Origin of the sequence: Alteribacter keqinensis, assembly GCF_003710255.1 — a bacterium.
Classification (GTDB): Bacteria; Bacillota; Bacilli; order Bacillales; family Salisediminibacteriaceae; genus Alteribacter; species Alteribacter keqinensis.
The window spans coordinates 193,948-216,387 of sequence record NZ_RHIB01000001.1; the positions used below are offsets into that span (position 1 = coordinate 193,948).

Annotated in this window: 18 protein-coding genes and 5 pseudogenes; 15 read left to right on the top strand and 8 right to left on the bottom strand. The window is 40.4% G+C overall.

Annotated features, from left to right (window positions below):
* Positions 1 to 3: 3 nt before the first annotated feature.
* Positions 4 to 330: pseudogene (locus EBO34_RS00850) on the top strand (stage V sporulation protein R); the annotation flags it as partial.
* Positions 331 to 420: 90 nt separating this feature from the next.
* Here the strand turns inward: EBO34_RS00850 and EBO34_RS00855 are convergent.
* On the bottom strand, positions 421 to 927 hold the full coding sequence (locus tag EBO34_RS00855) for a restriction endonuclease (RefSeq protein ID WP_122896079.1): 507 nt from the start codon (positions 925 to 927) through the stop codon (positions 421 to 423).
* A gap of 116 nt (positions 928 to 1,043) precedes the next feature.
* Here EBO34_RS00855 and EBO34_RS00860 point away from each other — a divergent pair, with 116 nt between their 5' ends.
* Both EBO34_RS00860 and EBO34_RS00865 read left to right on the top strand, forming a co-directional pair.
* Positions 1,044 to 2,093, top strand: coding sequence for an IS1595 family transposase (locus EBO34_RS00860; RefSeq protein WP_122896080.1), 1,050 nt, complete (start codon positions 1,044 to 1,046; stop codon positions 2,091 to 2,093).
* Positions 2,094 to 2,203: 110 nt separating this feature from the next.
* Entirely contained in the window at positions 2,204 to 3,007 is an 804-nt protein-coding gene (locus EBO34_RS00865; RefSeq protein WP_122896081.1) for a class I SAM-dependent methyltransferase, read from the top strand.
* A gap of 677 nt (positions 3,008 to 3,684) precedes the next feature.
* On the opposite strand, the gene EBO34_RS00870 is transcribed toward EBO34_RS00865, so the two are convergent.
* Positions 3,685 to 4,287, bottom strand: coding sequence for a DJ-1/PfpI family protein (locus EBO34_RS00870; protein WP_283234572.1), 603 nt, complete (start codon positions 4,285 to 4,287; stop codon positions 3,685 to 3,687).
* A gap of 232 nt (positions 4,288 to 4,519) precedes the next feature.
* On the opposite strand from EBO34_RS00870, the gene EBO34_RS00875 reads away from it, so the two are divergent.
* Both EBO34_RS00875 and EBO34_RS00880 read left to right on the top strand, forming a co-directional pair.
* Positions 4,520 to 5,872, top strand: a complete 1,353-nt coding sequence (locus EBO34_RS00875) for an SNIPE associated domain-containing protein (protein WP_122896083.1) — start codon at positions 4,520 to 4,522, stop codon at positions 5,870 to 5,872.
* A 104-nt stretch (positions 5,873 to 5,976) separates the two neighbouring features.
* Complete coding sequence (locus tag EBO34_RS00880; RefSeq protein ID WP_122896084.1) at positions 5,977 to 6,183, top strand: hypothetical protein; 207 nt, start codon at positions 5,977 to 5,979, stop codon at positions 6,181 to 6,183.
* Between the two features lie 194 nt (positions 6,184 to 6,377).
* On the opposite strand, the gene EBO34_RS00885 is transcribed toward EBO34_RS00880, so the two are convergent.
* Positions 6,378 to 6,779, bottom strand: coding sequence for an NUDIX hydrolase (locus tag EBO34_RS00885; protein ID WP_122896085.1), 402 nt, complete (start codon positions 6,777 to 6,779; stop codon positions 6,378 to 6,380).
* Between the two features lie 156 nt (positions 6,780 to 6,935).
* On the bottom strand, positions 6,936 to 7,649 hold the full coding sequence (locus EBO34_RS00890; RefSeq protein ID WP_122896086.1) for an alpha/beta fold hydrolase: 714 nt from the start codon (positions 7,647 to 7,649) through the stop codon (positions 6,936 to 6,938).
* A gap of 273 nt (positions 7,650 to 7,922) precedes the next feature.
* On the opposite strand from EBO34_RS00890, the pseudogene EBO34_RS00895 reads away from it, so the two are divergent.
* A pseudogene (locus tag EBO34_RS00895) lies at positions 7,923 to 8,561 on the top strand (SpoVR family protein); the annotation flags it as partial.
* A gap of 1,070 nt (positions 8,562 to 9,631) precedes the next feature.
* Here EBO34_RS00895 and EBO34_RS00905 read toward each other — a convergent pair.
* On the bottom strand, positions 9,632 to 10,624 hold the full coding sequence (locus EBO34_RS00905) for an aldo/keto reductase (RefSeq protein WP_122896088.1): 993 nt from the start codon (positions 10,622 to 10,624) through the stop codon (positions 9,632 to 9,634).
* Positions 10,625 to 10,767: 143 nt separating this feature from the next.
* Here EBO34_RS00905 and EBO34_RS00910 point away from each other — a divergent pair, with 143 nt between their 5' ends.
* The gene (locus EBO34_RS00910; RefSeq protein WP_122896089.1) at positions 10,768 to 11,328 is read left to right on the top strand and encodes a GNAT family N-acetyltransferase; all 561 of its coding nucleotides are present in this window, start codon (positions 10,768 to 10,770) and stop codon (positions 11,326 to 11,328) included.
* Positions 11,329 to 11,563: 235 nt separating this feature from the next.
* Here EBO34_RS00910 and EBO34_RS00915 read toward each other — a convergent pair whose 3' ends face one another.
* Entirely contained in the window at positions 11,564 to 12,436 is an 873-nt protein-coding gene (locus EBO34_RS00915; RefSeq protein WP_122896090.1) for a LysR family transcriptional regulator, read from the bottom strand.
* A 524-nt stretch (positions 12,437 to 12,960) separates the two neighbouring features.
* Here EBO34_RS00915 and EBO34_RS00920 point away from each other — a divergent pair.
* From EBO34_RS00920 to EBO34_RS21130, 5 genes and pseudogenes are all read left to right on the top strand, one after another.
* Positions 12,961 to 14,187, top strand: coding sequence for an MFS transporter (locus tag EBO34_RS00920; RefSeq protein WP_122896091.1), 1,227 nt, complete (start codon positions 12,961 to 12,963; stop codon positions 14,185 to 14,187).
* 205 nt (positions 14,188 to 14,392) lie between these two features.
* A pseudogene (locus tag EBO34_RS00925) lies at positions 14,393 to 14,776 on the top strand (hotdog domain-containing protein).
* 102 nt (positions 14,777 to 14,878) lie between these two features.
* Entirely contained in the window at positions 14,879 to 15,631 is a 753-nt protein-coding gene (gene modA, locus EBO34_RS00930; protein WP_183163654.1) for a molybdate ABC transporter substrate-binding protein, read from the top strand.
* Entirely contained in the window at positions 15,628 to 16,284 is a 657-nt protein-coding gene (gene modB / locus EBO34_RS00935; protein WP_249413963.1) for a molybdate ABC transporter permease subunit, read from the top strand. The genes modA and modB overlap by 4 nt, the downstream gene beginning before the upstream one ends.
* 22 nt (positions 16,285 to 16,306) lie before the next feature.
* Positions 16,307 to 16,756, top strand: a pseudogene (locus EBO34_RS21130) (putative iron-sulfur cluster-binding metallochaperone).
* Positions 16,757 to 16,777: 21 nt separating this feature from the next.
* On the opposite strand, the pseudogene EBO34_RS00945 reads toward EBO34_RS21130, so the two are convergent.
* Both EBO34_RS00945 and EBO34_RS00950 read right to left on the bottom strand, forming a co-directional pair.
* Positions 16,778 to 17,727, bottom strand: a pseudogene (locus EBO34_RS00945) (arsenic resistance protein).
* 85 nt (positions 17,728 to 17,812) lie between these two features.
* Positions 17,813 to 18,475, bottom strand: coding sequence for a phosphatase PAP2 family protein (locus tag EBO34_RS00950; protein WP_122896093.1), 663 nt, complete (start codon positions 18,473 to 18,475; stop codon positions 17,813 to 17,815).
* 419 nt (positions 18,476 to 18,894) lie between these two features.
* Between EBO34_RS00950 and EBO34_RS00955 the strand changes: the two genes are divergently transcribed.
* The 3 genes from EBO34_RS00955 (at position 18,895) to EBO34_RS00965 (ending at position 22,183) form a co-directional block, all read left to right on the top strand.
* Positions 18,895 to 20,397 (top strand): malate:quinone oxidoreductase, encoded by a 1,503-nt coding sequence (locus EBO34_RS00955; protein WP_122896094.1) that lies wholly within the window; start codon positions 18,895 to 18,897, stop codon positions 20,395 to 20,397.
* Between the two features lie 129 nt (positions 20,398 to 20,526).
* A complete protein-coding gene (locus EBO34_RS00960; RefSeq protein WP_122896095.1) occupies positions 20,527 to 21,225 on the top strand; it encodes an L-2-amino-thiazoline-4-carboxylic acid hydrolase in 699 nt (232 codons plus the stop codon).
* Between the two features lie 106 nt (positions 21,226 to 21,331).
* A complete protein-coding gene (locus EBO34_RS00965) occupies positions 21,332 to 22,183 on the top strand; it encodes an AraC family transcriptional regulator (protein ID WP_122896096.1) in 852 nt (283 codons plus the stop codon).
* Positions 22,184 to 22,440 lie beyond the last annotated feature (257 nt).

The following is a 22,440-nucleotide window of genomic DNA, read 5'->3' on the forward strand; positions in this document are numbered from 1 at the left end:
TGAGAAGACATGTACCAATTCTAGAAGAAAGGCCGTGACTACAAGATTGTGGATAAAGCAATGGGAAGCAGTGAGGAATCAGCTTATCTCAAGCCGCGAGAAAGGGGGATTCCATATCTTCAAGTTACGGAAGGAGATTACTTGAAAAACGGTGAGCTATACATAGCTCATGCGTATGAAAATATTGAGCTGGATACGAAGTACCTTGAAAAGACACTGCCATATCTCCATCAGCTTTGGTTACGCCCTGTTTATATGGAGACGGTGCTCAGTGACCGTAAGATTGTGTTTACCTATGACGGGAAGAAGATTCATAAGAGGTATTTATAAGGGAAAGGATTTATGGGAATCGTAAAAACCGACGAATTAATCCTTGTGAAATCTATTGCACAAAGGCACACCACAATGGTGTGCCTTTTGTTAAGATAACTCAAGGTTAGGATTCAACTCATATAGAGAAGAATCCATTGTTTCAATCCACAGATTCACCAAATCAACGCCATTGATTAGATCAATGTTTAAGTCTGAAGCATATTGTTTCGCCCCAGCAGTGAAATCACTTGTGGTTATTACATATCCTTTTTTAGCATTGTGTTTAATCATGTTGGAGTGGACAAGAGCAATAGGTTCATAATTTACATTACCTTTGTATGCTTTTACTTGTCCTAATGATAACTCTTCTTGGTTTTTAAGTTCAAAATCCACGCCAAAATCACCCGAAGAATTAGTTACAAACAGTTCTCCACCGTATTTTTCTTGAAACAGTTGACCTACAAAATGCTCAAAATCAGTAGGTGTATTTTTTAAAAACAACTCTGACACTTTTTCAGATTCGATATCCTTGTTTGCCAAGTTAAAGCGGTATGCTAAGCCCATGGCCAGTGTCTTTTTTAATTCTAGACTTGTATTGATTTTATTAGCTAACATATATGCCTCAATTTCTCTTCTTTTCTTTATATAAAGGCTCTGTTAAAGCTTGTTGTTGATATTTGCTCACACAGAACAAATGTTCTATAATAGAGTCATCAAAGTTGGGGGTAGTGATGACTGTGAGAGCAGCCGATATCATTAAAGCCATTCAAAAACTTAATCCAGCGGAAAAACATCGGCTACGGGAATATTTAATCGATGTTCTTACTGCCTCATCGTCAACAGGAACCGTGCTGGAAGAAATCTCGGAACGAAAGCATAAGGGTGGCTATCGTTGTCCTGGCTGCGAGTCAGAATATATTGTGCGGTTTGGAAGATACTCTACTATCGTAGATGGCGAAGAAGTGAAGAAGCAGCGTTATCGTTGTAAGGCTTGTAAAATGACTTTTACAGACCTCACCAATACGGCATTATATCGAACACGTCATCTCAATCGTTGGATGAAGTTTGTAGAATGTATGATAGAAGGTTATTCGCTTCGTAAATCAGCGGGGCTGATTGGAGACGTTACTCACGTCACATTATTTTATTGGAGACACAAGCTCTTAACGGCATTAAAACAAATGGAAAGCTCAAATTTCCAAGGTATCGTTGAAATGGACGAAACCTATTTCCTGTACTCTGAAAAAGGACAAAGAAAGATTAAAGATAGAAAGTCTCGGAAACGGGGCGGTTCTGCAAAGAAACGCGGCATAAGCAATGAACAGGTATGTGTCCTGGTCGCAAGAGACCGTGAGAAGGCGACCTTTTCACAGTCGTTGGGAATGGGACGATTAACTAAAGAGCAATTAGACAAAGCCATTGGGCATAAACTTACCAACGAGAATGTGTTATGCACCGATGCTTGGCGTGCCTTTAAAACCTATGCCACTGAAAAGGGAATATCCATTTACCAGTTTAAGTCTGACGGTAAAATTCGCACCAAGGGTCTATATCACATCCAAAACGTCAACAACTACCACCGAAGACTGAAGGGCTGGCTAGAACGCTTTAACGGCGTAGCGACCAAGTATCTTAACAATTACCTTGCGTGGTTTCAAACGTTAGAGAGCATCCATCATCAACGAAATGAAATTACAATGAACGATATGATAATAAAAGGGAATTTAATTCCAAGTACAGAAACATATGATACACTTAGATTATCCAAGTTTACTGTATAAGGGATATTTTCTTTATTCAACTAACGGGGAGATTCGTTTAATAAGGACATACCATTTTTTATTGAACTAACGAGCAGGATAATTGAAAAAGAAACGTGGGGGACTTAAATATGGATAGTTTAGAAGTTGTGAGAAAGTTTTATGATGAAACAGTAAATTATGAGTGGGAACGGCTCGAACGTCATAAAGTTGAGTATGAACTTAGCAAACGCTTTATGAATCGTCATATTAAGCCTGGGGATAAAGTATTGGACCTCGGCGGTGGCCCAGGTAAGTATTCACTTTATCTTGCTGAACGTGGATGCGATGTGACATTAGCAGATTTATCCCAAAATAATATCGATTTTGCTTTGAAAAAAGCACAGGAACTTGAACTTCCACTAAAAGGCTTGTGTGTAGATGCTCGTGATTTATCAAGCATTGAAGATGGTCAATTTGACCATGTGCTTTGTATGGGACCGATGTATCATCTCAAAATTGAGAATGACAGAATTAAAACTATCAAGGAATGTTTAAAAAAACTAAAGCCAAATGGAACTATATTTGTGGCATTTGTCTCTTCTTATTCTTTCGTTTGGGATTATCTAATCCGTAATCCTCAATTTATATTAGATGATGAACGGAAATCTCAATTAAATAATATAGTTGAAGATACGAACTTTGCAGGACAAGGGTTTACAGATAACTTTTTTATCTCTCCTAAGGATGTCCTTCCATTTTTTAATCAATTTAACCTTGAAAAACTTCATTTACTTAATTGCGAGGGTTTTCTATACTTACGAGAGACAGAACTACTCACCCAACCCCCTGAAGTAATATCTGCTTGGATTGACTTAGCAGAAAAAGTATGTGAACGAGAAGATTTACTGAGTTTATCAGAACATTTAATGTACATTGGTAAAAAGGCACAATAAATTTACTTCAACTAACGGGTAGCGTTAGTTTAATAAGGCAATAAAACAATACGGAACTTCCAGTTTTATGGGAGTTCCGTATTGTTCTATAAATATCAACATTGAACTTTAACAGAGCCTATATAAAAGAGCAGAGACCCGATGATAGCGAGTAAAGACATTACAATTGCTAATCCCATTGAAATCACCTCACATATTTAAGTTTCCAATAACAGCCTGTCCTTGTGACAATTTTTTAAACAAGAAACTAGAAAAGCTATAAAAGCACCAAACTAAGGTATTGGAATAAATTCTTCACCAAGTACCAACCAAGGTATAGAAATCAAAATTTATTTAGAAGTCCGTGCGTGATCAGTTTATCTCTAGCTGAATGAATGGGGGCTTATATCTTTAGGTTACAGACGGGGAGTACCTGGAGAACGGAGAGCTTTACATTTCTCATGCTTATGAAGGCATTGAGCTGGTTCGAAGTACCTGGAGAAGATACTGCAGTGCCTGTATTAGCTGTAGGGTGGCAATGGGCATATGGAGACGGTGCTCAGTGACCGTAAAATTATATTTACGTATGATAGGAAGAATATTCGTAAGATGTAGTTTTAAGAAATAGTTGTAAGAAATAAAGAGACTATGTCAAAAGGTTTATTTTTGGATAGCCTCTTTTTATAAAAATCAACACCTTAAGTATTCGGTACAAACTCAATAGTTCGGGCTGTTCGATTTGATGCTTCGTCACCAAGATATTTTTTTACGACATGTAGAGACATGTTGATTCCAGCAGAGATTCCTGCTGCAGTGATGACGTCTTCTTCGTCTACATACTTTACATCTTGCACAACTCTCGTATTCGGATAGGAACGTTCCATTAAGGCAAGTGCAGCTCTGTTTGTCGTCGCATTTTTATTATCCAACAAGCCTGCTTTTGCGAGGAAAAAAGCCCCAGTACAAACAGAAGTAATTAATGCTTGGCCACTTTGCTGTGCAATCCATTTAATGATTTTCTCGTCTGAATTTACAGTAGTTATAGCTTTAAAAGGACCTCCTGGAATGACAACAATGTCAAACAACGGAGCGTTGTTAAAAGCGCAGTCTGGCTTAACGACTAAACCATTATGGATCATAACTTCTTCTCCGTCTTTAGAGACAGTGGTAACCTTGAATGGCTTTTCTTCAATTAGGAGCTTACTCATAAATAATCTTTTTACATCTTCTTCATTATACGTGGTCAAGTTAAAAACTTCATAAGGGCCTGCAAAATCTAAAGCATCTACCATATCAAACAACAAAATACCTACGTTAAATTGTTTAATGTTAACCCCTCCTTAAAGAAAATATATACCTATACGGGGTATATGTAAATAGAAATTCCGAAATATGTAAAAAAGCCCCTCTTTAATATTTTTATGTAAACATTAAAATTCAAAATCTTTTAGAACCATTTAATAGAATCATATTTAATTTTTATGTGTATAAGTTATAATTAATTTACATGATAAACCCAAAGGAGGAAATATAATGAAACAACCTTGGTACCTGCAAACCTGGTTTATTGCTCTGTGGTTCAGTCTCACTTACTTTATAGTTCCATTTTTTATTGGAGTTGTGCTTCTTATTTGGCAATTTGTAGATAAGAAACGTCGTGAAAAAGAAATGGGGCTCGGTGAAGCATTTGACAAAGAAGCGTATAAAGAAAGAGCTGAAAAAGAAGCTGCTAAAGCAGAATCGAAAAAGGAAATGCTTGTGAGTGATATCACAAAGCTTGAAACTACCATTCAAGATAAAAGGAATGAACTTGTAGAAACAAATGAAGAAGTGCTATTACAATCATTCGGATTTTATGATCCTAAATATGAATTTGAAAAGGTTGAGGATTATAAGTTGGCATTGGATCGTATCCGACAGGAACAGAAACAGATGGTTAAAGATAATAGGGCGACCAATCATGCTGATAACTGGACCGTGGATGGCAGTAAGAAGAAAGGTGAGGCACTCAACAAGAATAACATTAAACTTACTCTCCGCGCTTTTAATAATGAGTGTGATGCTGCGATAACGAAAGTTACATTTGCAAATATTGATGCAATTGAAAAACGCATTAAAAAGGCTAAGGACACTCTTGATAAAACAAATAAAAACAATCGTATTGAGATACGACCTGAGTACATGGCAAAAAAAATTGATGAACTGTATCTTGCTTATGAATATCAAGTTAAAAAGGAAGAAGAGAAGGAAGAGCAACGCCAAATTAAAGAACAGATGAGGGAAGAAAAACGTATTCAGCAAGAGATTGAACTGGAAAAGAAAAAGTTGGAGAAGGAAGAACAGCATTTCGCCAATGCGAAAGCTAAATACCTAGAACAGTATAATGACGCTGACGAGGAAATGAAAAAAGAAATACTCGCAAAGATGGCTGAAATCGATGATAAACTTGCAGAACTTGAAAAAGCCAAACATGATGTGGATTTTAGAGAACAAAATGCTCGCGCTGGCTACGTATACATCATTTCCAATATTGGTTCTTTTGGTGAAAACGTATATAAAATCGGGATGACTCGCCGCCTTGAGCCTGATGAAAGAATTAAGGAGCTTGGAAATGCCTCTGTCCCGTTTATGTTTGATGTTCACGCAATGGTCTTCTCTGAAGACGCTCCAAAATTGGAATCGACCCTTCACAAGGTGTTTGAACAATATCAAGTGAATCGGGTAAACCCAAGAAAAGAATTCTTCCGAGTAACGTTGGATGAAATAATAGAAGTGGTGAAACAAAACCACAATAAAACAGTTGAGGTTACTAAACTTGCAGAAGCTGAAGAGTATCGAAAGTCCAAAAAGCTTGAAGAGGAAACAGAGGATAGAGTAGCAGTATAACCTAATAATTTGTATAGAGGAAAAGGATGAATGGTCTTAACTTATTGAGGTTCATTCATTCTTTTTCATTTTACAAGCACTTTAATTATCAGGAGGCGGCTTGTATGACTGAAAAAACTAGCATAAATATAGTACGAGAAATCAGTGATTTTATTAAGGAAAACAAAAAATCTTTACTCCTTACACTTGGTAAAGTCTCAGAAATAAAGCAGATAGATCAAGGGGGAAATGGTCTTGTTTATGGTGGAATTCAAAATAAAAGTGAGGTGGCAATTAAGTTTTGGTTGAGGATAGTCAGACAAGTAAATTAGAGCGCTTTAAGGCAGAATATTAGGTCATCACCTCTTCATAAAGATGGAGGTTATGCCAAATATCAAAAGCCAGACGTTGATTGACTTTGCAGAATGTCACATCCAAGGCGGCTCGGTGATTAGCAATGATGCGTACCATTTTTATAGAAAACTGTAAGATCAGGGATATACACACGAATACCACGTATACAACCCTAAGAAAACCCCCGATCACCTTCGTTGACTTCATCCCCTATTATCAAATGCCAAGGCACTTGTAGGCGGGACATTTCATGGTGATACTTCCCATCAGGAATAAATAACGGATTATTTTCATGACTTACTTCAATTGCACCTATGTATTGAATAACCCCCTTTACATAGCCCTCCTCATGTACTTCTCTTTGAAACGCTTCCTCTGGAGTTTCCCCTTTTTCAATATGACCACCAGGAATATTAAAACATCTATCCTTAACGTTTACTAACAATATTTTCTCCTGACTAAAACAAATCCCACGAACACTTGTAACTTTATTGTAGTCGATATTTAGTTTCATGGGGAGCCATGTAAGGTTAACTTCATGACCATCCCAATTAACGTGAATTTGGTTGTTCATTTGTTTATTTTCTTTTCATATATAGATTTCCGTATAGATAATAAACTCTTAAATTATTTTAATACTTCCTATTTTCTTCAACAATCCTCCCCGTTTGTTGAACAAGAGCAGCGACAGCATCTTGTGCTAACGCACCCAATAGTTGAATAACCCTTTTTAATTATCAACCTTATTTAAAAACTTTTCTAATATTCTCGAATATATATCTGGTTGTTCCGAATGAACCAAGTGGGATGCAAAAGGAATAATAGATACATGAACATCATCTTTTATTGAAGGATAAAATAATGTACCTTTAGCTTCAGCTTTATTCCCCTCACCAACCATATACAGAATAGGAGCAATAATACCATCCAAATCATTTGTCTCTTCAAATGGATACCAATTTTCGTTCTTAGCCATCTCAAGGAACTGTCTCCAATTGGACTTATGTAAATTTTCAAAGTAACCTACTGCATCATTATTTTTTAATAATTGAGACTGATGTTCAACACCTTCCTTTTGAAGTTCTATCCAATTGTCGGGTCTTTTGGCCAAAACACCAGAAATCGTTAAACTTTTTACTTTAGAAGGAAATCTTTTTGCGAAATAAAGTCCTACCAGAGCTCCTAATGAACATCCTACTAAATGTGTGGACTCTATACCTAAATGGCTAAGTGTTTCAGCTATGTCTTCTGCTGAGTCTTCAAAAAAGTTAGTAAAGTCATCTTCTACCGAATTGCCATGACCACGTAAATCAGGTAGAACAATTTTATATTTATTTTTAAAATATTCTCTCTGATATTCAAAGTCAGTCAGACCAGTTTGTAAACCAGTATGTAGAAAAACAATAGGTTGTCCTTCCCCAAAAACTTCAGTATGTAAAATCAAATTTAATTCCCCTCTTTTTTTACTTTCTTATGTTCAACTCTTCTCCCCGTTTAAGTACGCATATTCACAATATCTTTCCTAATTTTAACATACATTTAATTCATCGATATATTTCTTTAAATGAATGAGAAAACGTTTATGATCATGATCATACGAGTTTCTATAGCTATTCTGAGCTAATGGAATACTCATTAATGGTATTAGAATGAATAAGCACGAAGAGGTCAGTATCAGATTATAAGCTATAGTGATTAGAATAAAGCACCTAGACGAAACGAAGGCTGGGCGAGCTTCTGGCACCAGCGCATAATCCGTGAATTGGACCTCACAGAAGACGAGGCCATCGAATATGCCAAGCTGAACGCAGGCGTTGTCCAGCCGTCCAAAACGCAAATTAATCCGTACTATTTAGGTATTAAAATCTTTGAAGATATAGAGGAGCGCTACAATAACCCAACAGAAGACATGATCAAACGCCAGGGAGTGAAACCAGGCAGCGGGCGCGAGAAGATGTTCGAGGTGCGGGAGATTGAATCGGATATTTCGTTTATTCGAAACTATTTAACAAAAGAACTGGCCTCGCGTGAGGATATGTATCTGTTTCAGAAGAAAGGCCGTGACTATAAGATCGTAGACAAACAGTGGGAAGCCGTGCGTGATCAGCTTATCTCAAGCCGTGTGAATGGAGGATTCCCTTACCTTCAGGTTACAGATGGGGATTATCTGAAAAACGGTGAGCTTTACATTTCCCATGCGTATGAAGATATTGAGCTGGATACGAAGTACCTGGAAAAGACACTGCCATACCTTCATCAGCTTTGGGGGCGACCCGTTCATATGGAGACAGTGCTCAGTGACCGTAGGATTGTTTTTACGTATGACGGAAAGAAGATTCATAAGAGGTATTTATAAAATGAAAGGTATGGCCATCCGGGTCATACCTTTTTACTTGAATCATGAAGCAGTATTAAGAGAGAAGTGATTTAGAAGGTATTTAAATAATTGATTTCGACGTATGAAGGTATGTGGAAAAAAATCGTAGAATAAAGAATGTTATCAATTAAGATGTGAGTCTTTCACCCATAGGATTCCTTTTTTTAAGAATTGGGATAGTTTATGAACAAACGAAAAATGAAAACGACTTTAACTTTATTTGGAAGGCTTTTGGAATAATCTTTCCATTAACACTTTTTGTTTGGCAGACAATAACATTATTTCAGATTGAAAGAAAATGATTTAAGTACTAGTAAAGATTATTAACTCGTATGCTTGTATTATCAATTCGATTGGAGGAGAACTAAATGTTATTTATTTTAGCAAACGTATTCCTATGGATCTTTGTTTTTGTAGCTGTGTTACTAACTGCACTACTTCAATACAATTTACCAAGGTTCAATTTGGTTTGGTTATTTTCAGTCCTGGTACTGGTTGGATTTGTATATTCAATATCACACTTAGATTTTAGTCTCTTACTCTATTTTTTCATCATGTATGCCATTTTATGTGGAGTATCATTAATGAGTTTAAAAGTTCGCAGTAAATTAAAAGAGGTAGAAGAAAAGTGAAGCTGGAAAAATGGACCCCATAGTAGGAGAAGCCAAAGCTGAATTATGACCAAAACTCTCAATGAGCGTAAATCAAAAACGGAGTTTAACAGAGCCTTAAAATAAATGCTTTTTGCACTATTTCACAAATGGTAAAGGGAGCCCGTGGTCATGTTATACGGGAAAACATTCGTTTCACATAAATACGGAGATGTAACCAGACTTTTTGTCTGATTTTTTTGGATTTTTTTGTATCGAATGAATCCCGGCACAGTCTTACTTATGAAAGGGGGCGGGAGAGTGGATGACTTTCAATAGCCTCCCCCTGCCGGGATGCTGAACGTATAAAAGGATAAGGCTCTGTCATCTCACCAGCAATAAAATCAAAATGCATGCCCCCGGAGGACATGCATTTTGACGTGATATTCTTTATATCATTTACCCCTTCGGCAAAGGAGCCTTTTCAGACACAAACCCTCTGCCCACCAACTCCTCCCAAAAAGCGTGGGGAATACGTTCATCTTCAAGAGCAGTCAGATCTTCTTTAATCCGGTCGGTTCTTGTAGAGCCGGGAATCACAGCTTCTACTGCAGGGTGGGAGGAAGAAAATTGCAATGCAGCTGCTTTCAGGCTTGCACCATGCTTTTCAGCAATGTCTTTCAATTCCCTGGCGTGCTGCTTCTTTTCATCGGAGGCTTCTGCATAATCAAAGTAGTCGCCACCCAGTAAGGCGCCGGAATTATAAGGACTGCCAATGACAAAGCCCATTTCTTTCTTATCCGCCATAGGCATCATACGTTCCAGTGCCTGTTCATGCTGCATGAGCGTATATTGGGTAGCGGATAAACAAAGATTTGGCTGAACCTCTTCCAGCTCCATGACTTTCTCGATCGGCTCAGTCGTATTCACCCCAAGCCCCCACGACTTAATAACGCCTTCGTCCCGGAGACGGTCCAATGCAGGGAACGCCCCTTTACGGGCTTCCTCAAACTTGGCTGTCCATTCATCACCAAGAAAATCAGGTGAGATGTCGTGAACAAACACAAAGTCCAGGTGGTCTGTCTTTAAGCGTTTAAGGCTGTCTTCTATTGAGCGGAGTGTGCCGTCCTCAGAGTAATCAGTAAGCATTTTATTCTTTCGGCCGTGTTCAAAAAGCCCCGACTTATTCTCTTTTTCATCTAAAATGATCCTTCCCACTTTTGAACTGAGAATATAATCGCTTCGATCGTATTGGGACAAAACTTCTCCGAGGCGGATTTCCGAGAGTCCAAAGCCGTAAAAAGGAGCTGTATCATAATAGCGTATTCCGTGGTCCCACGCCGTTTGAATGGTTGCAAGAGCTTCCTCCTCGGAAACGTTTCGAAACATGTTGCCGAGTGGAGCAGTTCCAAGACCAATCTTCTTGTTTAAAGCATTTTTTAAATAACTCATGGTTTCCCTCCTATAGAACCTTCTCCAACGGGAATTACCCTTTTGTCCCCATATTTAAACGACTCTCCCAATGAGAATCAGGAAGCCTTCTTTCCGGTGATGGTATAATTAGAATAATTGAAATGCAGAACGGAGGAAGAGAAATGCCTCATTTCACACGTAAACCAACCATGACTGGAGAGAAGGTCATTCTAAGACCATTTAATACAGTCGAGGATTTTCCTTTTTTAGAAGAGTGTTTGAAAGACTATGAAGTGATTAAATTAACAGGAAGCTCAAATGAGTTCGATAGGGAAGCAGTACATAAATGGTACAGTACACGAAATGAACAGACGGACCGTTTGGATCTATCCATTATTGATAAAGCAGAAAGGAGACTCGTCGGGGAAGTGGTTGTCAATGCCTATGATGAACAGCATCACAGTATGAATTTCAGGATCCTCATCGGGCCGGGCGGGAGAAATAAAGGGTTGGGCTCGGAAGCGACCCGGCTTACAGTCGATTATGTTTTTATGAATACTGACTTGGACCAGCTGACTTTAAGTGTGTTTGCTTTCAATCCGAGAGCAAGGAACGTGTATGAAAAAGTTGGATTTACCTTGGACAGCATTGACAGAAATGAGTTGGAATATGAAGGAGAATGGATTGATTCACTGAACATGAAACTGAGCAGAAGCAACTGGAGGCAAAAAACAGAAAAATAGATTAAGTTTCAGCAAAAAAACGTTTTCAGAGAAGGCCACAGGTGCAAAAACCTGAGAATGGAGGTTGGAAGATATAGAAAGTGTTTAGCTGGGTATCCGAACAATACGCTGACATAGCAACGTTTATTTCAGGAGCGGTTTATCTGCACCGCATTTTATTTGTTCGGATTTTTGTTTCTAAAATTCCTTTTGTCCCCGCCTCAATCACCACCTGATGATTAACGCAATCATGTATTCAGGTATTCTCCAGGATAAACTGTTTAAACCTTTCGGCTGCAGGCGTTAGATATCTGCCCTTTACCCAGGCCAGGCCGATTGTTCGTTTGCACTCGGGACTTTTGACACGGATTTGTGAGATTTTACTTTGATCAATCCCTTTTAAATCCGGCAGAATCGATATTCCCAATCCGGCAGCCACAAGCCCTTCGACGGTTGCGGCTTCCTCCCCTTCAAACGTAATCTCAGGTGTAATACCTTCTTTTTGAAACAGGCGGTCAATCGTGTTCCGCAGAGAAAAGCCTTCTTTTAGATGAATAAACGGTTCATCTGCAATTTCATCAAATGTAATAAATGTCCGGCTGGCATACGTGTGGTCTTTTGGAACGATAACAAAAAGCTCTTCATCCCAGAGCTTTCTCCAATCAATTGCACCATTCCTTTCATTTGATACGATGAGACACAGATCGAACACTCCCTCCTGTAATTGCCTGGTCAGGCTGTGGGAGGGACCTTGTCCGAGCTTAAACGTTATTCCCGGGTAGGACGCACGAAACGACGCAAGCAAATCGGGAATATGGCTCGTACTTAACGTATGAAGAAAACCGAGAGACACTTCTCCCTGTTCCGGATCAAGCAAATTCTGAATATCCTTTATGCCTTCAGCATACTCGTTCAACATCGTATCCACACGGCTTAAAAACATTTGCCCATATTTATTTAACCGTATGGAACGCCCTTGCCGGTCAAATAACGGCACCCCTACCTCTTCCTCAAATCTCGCAATCGACCTGCTCAGGGCAGACTGAGAAATGGATAAAGCTTCCGCTGCCCGGGTAACGTGTTGTTTTCGTGCAAGTGTCTGAAAATAGATGAATTGCTGCCATTCCATCCTTCACACCTCTTTTAATTTTTCTACTATTATCGATAGACTAAAGAGCATGGTTGATTTGTGTTGCTGAAACGTTGGTACGATACCTAAAAAATTTCATGAAGGAAAAATCGTATTGATAACTTGGAGTTTGTTGTTTTAGAAGTGTTGAACTACTTAGTATTCTTTTTACTGGAAGCTTTCCGCGAGTTATTCTTGCTTCTTCCTATATTAGCTTATTAGTCTTCTGGAAGATGGGAAACGATGTAGCCGGAATGTCCGAAGACTCCTGCGGTAGCAGGGGCCAGGAGAGACCCCGCAACAGAGTGAGAAGGCTCGCCGGCACCACCGCGGAAAGCGCAGGACATTCCGACTACATATTGTATCTTCAGTTTTTATAACTTGTTCTATTACATAAACGCATTAAAATCATTAATATAATGAATTATACATCATAAATAAGCGGTGTTACTATAAAAACAACCAGCGATGACCGGACAATCAGTCACTTGTATTCAAATAATCAATAATAGGGTGATTGGATTATGAGTTACATACGACAAGGTACACCTAAGTTTCGTAAAACCAGCTTTGCTTTTTTTGCAGCTGGTTTTAATACATTTGCAATCCTTTACTGTGTACAGCCTCTGATGTCGGCATTAACAGACGAGTTCGGCGTCAGCCCGGCTGCTGCCAGTCTGTCTCTTTCCCTGACGACGATGGCACTTGCCATCAGTATGCTCGTTTTCGGATCCTTGTCAGAAGTGTGGGGCCGTAAAGCGATCATGGTCATTTCCATGCTTGCTGCTTCTGTATTCTGCATCATGACATCCTTCAGTCCGAATTTTCATTTTCTCCTTGTCCTGAGAACAATGGTTGGGGTTTCACTAGCCGGTCTGCCTTCTATTGCAATGGCTTATCTCGGTGAGGAAATTGAAGCAAAGAGCCTTGGGGCAGCAATGGGGTTATATATTTGCGGGAATGTCCTTGGTGCTGTATTCAGCAGGGTCTTCTCGGGTATCCTGAGTGACCATTTTGGATGGGACATGGCCATTGCGGGAATTGGAATCATCAGTCTGATTGCTACACTCATTTTCTGGTACAGCCTGCCACCATCACAGAACTTCAAAAGTCAGCCGTTGAACATAGGAGAACTAAGCCGGTCATTGGTAATCCATTTGAAGGATCCGGGTCTCCTCAGCTTATTTGCGATTGGTTTTTTACTTTTAGGAAGCAACGTAGCGTTGTTTAATTATATTGCTTTTGTTCTTCTTGGCAGCCCTTATTCCCTCAGTCAGACATTTGTGGGCTGGATATTCCTTGTTATGATCCTTGGTATGTACAGCTCGGTACTGACAGGGAGTTTAATCGATCACCATGGGAAGCAGAGAATATTAGTCATATGTATCGTCATTTCGTTAGCCGGTGTCTGTCTGACTTTGGCTTCTCCTGTCTTCCTTAAAATAGCGGGGCTTGGATTGTTTATTTTAGGCTTCTTCGGCGGTCATGCCATTACAAGCAGCTGGGTTGGGCAGCGTGCCCAATTTAATAAGGCACAGGCTTCTTCTTTATATCTTTTCTTTTACTACACAGGCTCAAGCGTAGTTGGAACAGTCGGAGGCGTGTTTTGGTACCTTTATCGGTGGGAAGGCGTCATTGCTATGATTGCGTGCTTTTTAATCCTTGTCCTTATCCTTGTTGGGATACTTTCAAAAGTTGAAAGTGAATCACAAAGAGGGACCACAGAAGACAGGTCCATTGGAAATGGATAAATCAGATTGATTTTTGTGCAAAAAATACTGAAATAACAGAAGAAACTGTGTTTATTTCGCAGACTGCGTGACAGTCGTATTTGGCTGTTTATGCTAAAGTGAGGTCAGGGTGAGACCTCGCAGAGCGCAGCTCAAGGCTCACCGGCACCTCCGCGGAAAGCGAAGGGCACTCAGGCGTCATCCCTATGAAAGGCGGGAAATTAAAATGCGATTAAAAGCAGGAGATACCATTACATTTGAACGAACGTTTACTCATAGAGATGTTGAACTATTTTCAAAGATTTCAGGTGATGAAGGGGTTCATCACAGAACTCCGGACGAACAGGGGAGACTTGTCATTCAGGGGCTATAAACAGCAACACTGCCCACAAAAGTAGGCGGGGATCATAACGTAATGGCCCGTAAGATGAATTTTGAGTTTTTAAGACCTGTGTTTACAGGCGATACAATCATTTGTGAAGTTGAGGTAAAAAAGTACGAAAGACAGCCCAATAACAGATCGGCTGTTACTGCCTCTTTTGTATGTAAAAAGCAGAATGAAAAAGAAGTAGTAATAGGAAAATTTTCAGGTGTAATACTGGATCAATAAGCTGCCCGGGCAGCTTATTTTATTGCCCCTTTACACCATAGACATGTTTAATGCTAAGATTAATTTATGCTTCATAATAGGAAAGCTGAGGAAGGTTTACATATGATAAGGAAACATTCACTGATGGTATTTTTCATAGTCTTCTTAACGGGCTGCGCAGGAAGTGAGAATGAGAGTGAAACCATTTATGTGGCAGCTGCATCTGACTTATACCACGCACTCACTGACATCGGAGACGCTTTTACAGAAGAAACAGGCATAATTGTAGAGTTTACCTATGGATCGACGGGACTGTTAACACAGCAAATCCAGGAAGGCGCTCCGTTTGATTTATTTGCTGCAGCACATGAATCGTATATTGACCAATTAATTGAGGGAAACGCCGTCTTTGAAGATTCAAAGGCGTATTATGGGATTGGCAGAATCGCAGCCGTGTCTTCCGGCGGTCAGGAAATCGTAATGGACAAAGACTATTTGTTAAGTGATGAAGTAAAGCTGATCACTATTGCCAACCCGGAACATGCCCCGTATGGAAAAGCGGCAAAAGAGACACTGGAATCTTGGGGCATTTGGGACGACATACAACCGAAGCTGGTTTTCGGGGAAAATATAAGACAGTCGTATCAGTATGTGGAATCAGGGAACGCCGATGCGGGAATCATCGCTCTGGCATTAATGAATGAAACGAATCTGCATTTTGATTTAATAGAGGAACATACGCATGAAACTATCCTTCAGGCGTTGGGAATTCCGGTTCAAACAGAGAAAAGGGAGTTAAGCGAACAGTTTGCCGACTTTATTCTGAGCCGGACAGGACAGGATATTTTAATCGAATACGGATTTGATCTCCCATGATGGACAGTATCCTGACTCCGTTATGGCTCTCCCTTAAAGTTGCCTCAACAGCAACGATTCTTGCGTTTATCATCGGACTTTTTTTAGCCTGGTGGTTTGCCTTTTCCAAGAATAAAGTAACGAACCTCCTATCCATTATCATTACGATTCCCCTTGTGATCCCTCCAACCGTTCTGGGGTATTATTTGCTCGTGGTATTGGGCAGGAACAGTTTTTTGGGGCAGTGGATAGAGGGGATAACAGGCGAGCCGGTAATTTTTACGTGGAAAGCGGCAGTTATCGCTGCAGCTATTGCAGCCCTGCCTCTGTTAATAAGACCGATGCAGGCCTCATTCGAATCAATCAATAAAGATATTATCCAGGCAGGAGCCCTCGATGGAGCAGGCAGACTTCAATTACTCCGTTACATCATCGTTCCCCTTGCTTACAAAGGTGTCCTTGCCGGGCTGTTACTGGGCTTTGCCAGAGCAATGGGAGAGTTTGGGGCTACGTTAATGGTTGCAGGCAACATTCCGGGGAAAACCCAGACTCTTTCCATTGCAATATATGACGCTGTCCAGGCCAACAGAATGATGGACGCAAATATTATGGTGATCATTTTAACAAGTACAACAATCCTTTTTTTGTTTCTGCTGCATAAATGGTTTAAGTAATTATAAAACAGGAGGCGAAAAAATGGCAGATTGCTGTTCTTCAGAAGTCGGTACTGAGTTCTTGCGGTGCCCGTCCTGCGGGAATAAAGGAAAAAAAGTAAAGATAATTACAGTTAAAGCCATGTTAAAACCAGCTTCACTCGGTACGCTTAATGCCGGTTCCGCTCATCTTTTCTGTCCGGCAAAAGACTGTCAGGCTGTCTATTTTGACGAAATCGAAAAGACATATGGGAAAACGGACGTTAAGGTTCCTGTCTATCAAAAAGAAGCTTCCTCTGATACTCCTGTATGCTAGTGCTTTAACTGGACAAAAGAGAAACTTAAAAATGTGATTCAGAAGGAGGAAGTTAATCCAATAGAACAGATACGTGAGAATATAAAGGAAGACCGTTGCGGGTGTGAGGTAAACAACCCTCAGGGCAACTGCTGTTTGGGAAATGTCACAGGGTTTATAAAGCAGGGCTGCGCATAAATGGCGCCGCCCTGTTCCTTTTTACGCTGGTTTTCTTCTATGAAATACAAGCAGGACCTGAGATATAACAGCCAAAATTGGCAGTTCCAGCAACGGGCTGATCACCAGCGTTAAGGCTATTAGAGGCTCGTCCGGAAAAGCTGTCATGGCAATCGCCAAAGCAATCGGTGAATTCCTTGCCAGAGTGGTCAGGCTTAAACTTGTTCTGTCAGGTAAAGAGAATTTCATAACCTGTCCGGCCGTTTGGCTGACGATAAAATTAATCGCAAAAAATAACAGGAGAGGTATGGTGATTTTCCAAAAAAGCTCAAGATTATCAAGTAATAACTGTCCCTGTGAGGCAAACATAGCCACGATCACAAGACTGAGGAACAGAATGGGCAGGGTGCTGACCTTAGAGAGAAACTTTTCAGCTGCGTCCTTGTTTCCGATGGCCTTTTTTGTAAGCAAAGCCAGACCAAGTGGTATCAACAATACAATAAGAATGCTCACTATCAAATATCCAGGTTCAACAACACCGGTGGTTCCTCCAAAATAAGGAGGCAGACCGGAAGCAGTATAACCTGTAAGAGTAAATTCAGCGGCAGGATAGCGGTTGACAGTGCCACGTATCCTTTCGCAATCTCTGTAAAAATCAAGTGCCAGTCTGTGCATGGTGTAACCATAAGTATAATAAAGCCGATATAAAGTGAAGGGTTGTCTCCAAGGAAAATCATGGCCAAAAGCCAGGCGAGCACGGGGACCCAGACAAAAATGATTAAAATTGAAGTGTAAGTAAACCTTATATTTTTGAATGCTTTCTTTACTTCTTCAAAAGGAATCTGCAGGAATGTGATATAAAGCATAACAACCAGCAAAGGCACAATCAGCAGGTCCGCATTTGTCCTTACCCACCCTATCTGCCCCAGGGCTGTTCCCAGCACGACAGCCGTGAAAATAATAAGCGTATAAAACTTCTCAACTATCCCCATAACAACACACCAGTTCCTATGAAATTTACATATTGATAATTTATACCATCTTTTATGGCTGCACCGATTCCATGTTTTCAAAGCATTAGCGAGTTTTCCGATTAAAAACAGTAAACCATTTCCGGTAAGCGATTAAGCAAACGTAAAACCAAAAGATGGAGATGGTGACTGCAGCAAGAATATCCGTTGGGAAATGCGCTCCGGTTACAATTCGGCTTAACGAAACGGTAAGAATAATCCCTAAAAGAAAGAGTGTTGCAGTGAGTTTTATCAGTTGTTTACTTATCAGTTGGTAACACAAGTAAATGAAGAAAGAAAACAAGATCACACTTCTCATCGTATGGCCGCTCGGAAAGCTGTAAGAAGATAGTTCAAGTGAATAGCCAAAAACTTCTATAACACTCATTTCACCAGGTCTCTCACGCTGGAATAAAACCTTAAGGGCAAAATTTAATAATATACCTCCAAATACAAGGGAAATCAGTAGTATGGTATAGCCAAACATTTTTTTCATTATTAAGTAAAAGCCTGTTATCACTGTAATAATTAAAATAACTTCTCCTGAACCGATTTTTGTGGCTTTTTCCATCAAACCGGTAATGAAAGGAGTCAGGGGCGCCTGCACCGTCCTAATAATTACCTGATCAAGAGCTGTTAAGTGGTTTTGTATGGATAAGACCGAAACAAGGATAAACAGAAAAAAACAGTTAACCGCCAGTATCTTTTGATATTTGTATGTTGATGCCATAAATAGTCACTCATTTCAAAATAAGGATAAATAATGATTATATCACTACTGTTCTAAGCTTTAAAACAGGGGAAACAATGTTTTCTGGCGGCATGGTCGTTTATATGTATTAAAGGTGTGTACAGCACTGCACAAGCACACAGTACGTTTTAACAGTATAATAATAAACCAATGTTTATTTTTATGGATGAGGCTGTTTTACAGGTTACCAGTAACGCACTGACGAATCTTCCACTTTATTCCCTTCATAAAATAGTATATAATTATCAGATAATACTAGATATTTTATTGTGGAAATTATTATAATAGTCTTGGATAATTTTTTATGAGACTTAAAAGGGATGTTCCCGGGCAGGGCCTTGAAGACCCTGGCAGGACAGCCTGTTGTTTTTTTGTGCAAGTGAAGAAGGAGGCCTATAATGAGTACCATCCAGAAGAAAACCGACGTTATTTTAATTGGTGCCGGAGTCATGAGTGCCACATTGGGATCATTACTGAAAGAATTGGCGCCGGACTGGGAAATCAAAGTTTTTGAGAAACTTGCAAATGCAGGTGAAGAGAGCTCCAACCAGTGGAACAATGCCGGTACGGGCCATGCTGCACTGTGCGAGCTTAACTATACATCAGAAAAACCTGACGGGTCGATCGATATCAGCAAAGCTGTAAAAGTCAATGAACAGTTTCAAATTTCAAGGCAGTTTTGGTCCTACCTTGTGAACTGCGGTCTTATTCGTAAGCCACAGGACTTTATCATGCCAATACCTCATATGAGTCTTGTGCAAGGGGAACAGAACGTTACTTTTTTAAAGAAACGTATGGAAGCGCTGTCAGATAACCCGTTGTTTGAGGAGATGGAATACTCCGATGACCCTGAGAAGCTGAAGGAGTGGCTGCCTCTTGTCATGGAAGGCCGAACATCAAATGAACCAATAGCCGCAACAAAAATTGATACCGGAACGGATGTTAACTTTGGTGCGTTAACCTGCACATTGTTTGACCAATTAAAGAGTGAAAACGTCGAGATTAACTACAATCACAGTGTGGAGGATCTTAAGCGCACAAGCGACGGTTCATGGGAAGTAAAAGTGCGTAATAATGAAAGCGGTAATATTGAACACCATACGGCGAAGTTTGTCTTTATCGGCGGCGGAGGAGGAAGCCTTCATTTACTGCAGAAGACAGGGATTCCTGAATCAAAACAGATTGGAGGATTTCCTGTAAGCGGGCTGTTTATGGTGTGTAAAAATCCTGAAGTTACAGCCATGCACCATGCAAAAGTCTACGGTAAAGCGAAGTCAGGCGCTCCGCCAATGTCTGTTCCACACCTTGATACAAGATATATTGATAATGAAAAAGCGCTGCTGTTCGGACCGTTTGCAGGCTTCTCGCCAAAGTTTTTAAAGACAGGTTCAAACCTTGATTTAATCACAAGCGTAAAGCCGAATAATGTTCTTACAATGCTGGCTGCAGGCGTAAAAGAGATGTCATTGACAAAATTTTTGATCCAGCAGGTGCTGTTATCGAATGAAAAGCGCTTGGATGAGTTACGTGAGTTTATCCCAAACGCGAAAAGCGAAGATTGGGAGATCGTAACGGCGGGTCAGCGTGTGCAGGTGATCAAGGATACCGAGGAAGGCGGTAAAGGAACCCTTCAATTTGGTACGGAAGTGGTGAGCGCCGCTGACGGCTCCATTGCTGCACTGCTCGGTGCGTCACCGGGTGCTTCCACTGCCGTTCATGTCATGCTTGATGTACTGGAAAGGTGCTTCCCGCAGCATATGAATGACTGGGAACCAAAAATTAAACAAATGATTCCTTCTTATGGTGTCTCCCTGTCGGATAACCCTGAAATGTTCAGAGAAATTCAGGCATCAACAGCAGAGACACTTGCCCTGAGCGAAAAAGAACTGGTTGTTAGTTAATTAAAACGAAGAACCTTCAATCTTTCACGGATTGAAGGTTCTTCATTAATTTAGCTGAACTAAATGTCATCGGATATGATCTTTTTATTCGATATGAATAACAATTTTTTTAGAGAGGTGGAAGTCTGAATGAAAATAAACCGCCAGCCTTTACCCACGTTGTCCATGTACCGTATTACAGCAAGACTGTTCACCCATGTGGAAGCGGCTGTGAACGCCGCATTCGGAGAACATGGAAAAGAGCTGATTCAAAAAGGTGTAAGCAGATTTGGTTTTGACCTCGCTCAAAATATTTCTTTAAGAGCGGCCGGTGAAGGGGAAACACACATCTTAGGCGATTACATACCAAGCCGGACTGAAAAGAAAAAGCTGGATCAGAATGAAGCAGTCATTTACAGTCAGATGGCCAGACTGTTCGGTCAGGTCGCAAAAGCGGTGGTGGATGTATACGGCGAAAAAGGAAAAGATGCCGTCCGTGAAGGTGTGAGAACCTTTGGCGAAGCAAGAGGGAAGGGAATTGCCGAAAGAGCCGCACACCTTGGTCAGGATAATACGATCGAAAATTACCTGTCAAACTATGATATGGGACGAAGCAAACTCTTTGAAATGGAAACACACCATTCCCCCGAGGTGATTGAACAGACATTTACAGCATGCCCGTTTGGACAACAGTGGGCAGATGACAATATGGGCGAATACGGGATTTTATATTGTGAAATGATCGACCCATCCATTGCCAAAGGCTATAACAAAGATTTTGAAGTGGACCATGATCAATATGTTTTAAAGGAAGGCGTTTGTGAATTTAAATTTAAGCTTAAGAAATAAGACTTGTTGCGTTCATTTTTATTTCACAGAGACCGGTCTTTACCGGATTTAAAATGACAGGATGACAGTTTTGCGGGGAGATAAAATGAAATCAGGAGGTGATTGTATGACGTTGGTCGAGTCGTTAAAGCAGACCATTAACATAATTGAAAAAGCGTTGCCGGATTCTGTTTCCATGGAGGAAGCTGCTAAAACGGCCCATATGTCACCGGCTCACCTGCAAAAAGCCTTCACGGTATTGACCGGCATGACGGTGGGAGAATACATCCGCAAACGAAGACTCACTCTTGCAGCAGAAGAACTGACCAGGGGAGACCGGAGAGTCATTGATATAGCTTTGGCCTTTGGATATGAAACACCTGAGTCATTTGCAAAAGCGTTTCGCAGGCAGCACGGAATTGCTCCTAAGGAAGCAAGGAACCCCGGGGCTCGTCTTTCGTGCTACAACCGGCTTCTCATTCACGTAACCTTGAAAGGAGAAAAGGCGATGAACTACAGAATTGAAGAGAGAGAAGAGTTTCAGGCAGTTGGCATCCACAGAGAGATGTCCATGGTTGATAACGAGCAAAGCAGGAAAATTCCAAAGCTGTGGGGAGAGGTAAACGAAAACGGAACGTCCGAAACACTCTTCAAGCTGAATAATGGAGACTTGGAAGGGGTACTCGGGGTCTGTGTGGATAAAGGAAATGAGATGCTGGATTACTGGGTCGCAACGGAATTCAAAGGGGCAGTTCCGAAGGGGTTTGAACAGATCAAGATTCCTGCTTCAAAGTGGGCTGTTTTCGAAGTTCACGGTGCAATGCCTGATGCTATGCAAAAGGCGTGGGAGCAAATCTTCTCTGAATGGTTTCCTTCAAGTAACTATGAGCATGCAGGGACTATGGACTTTGAAATGTATAAAAAAGGCGATCCAATGAGTGAAACCTATTACTCGGAAATTTGGATTCCGGTAAAATAAGGAGTGAGCGGGTGGGGAGTATTCTCCACTCGTGTTTTAATGAATGTACAAATAAAATCTGTTTGCTTATTTGTAGTGTTAAGCTCGTCACTGCCACAGAAGTCTCAGAAACTTCGGCTTCCTTATCTTTCAGCAAAAACAACAATCTTTACGAAAACAGAGATGCAAACGTATTCGTACCATAGCGCATGAAAATAGGCTTTGGGCTTTTTTCAGCTGAATTATTCTGTTCCTCTTATGTTTACAGCGCATCGTAG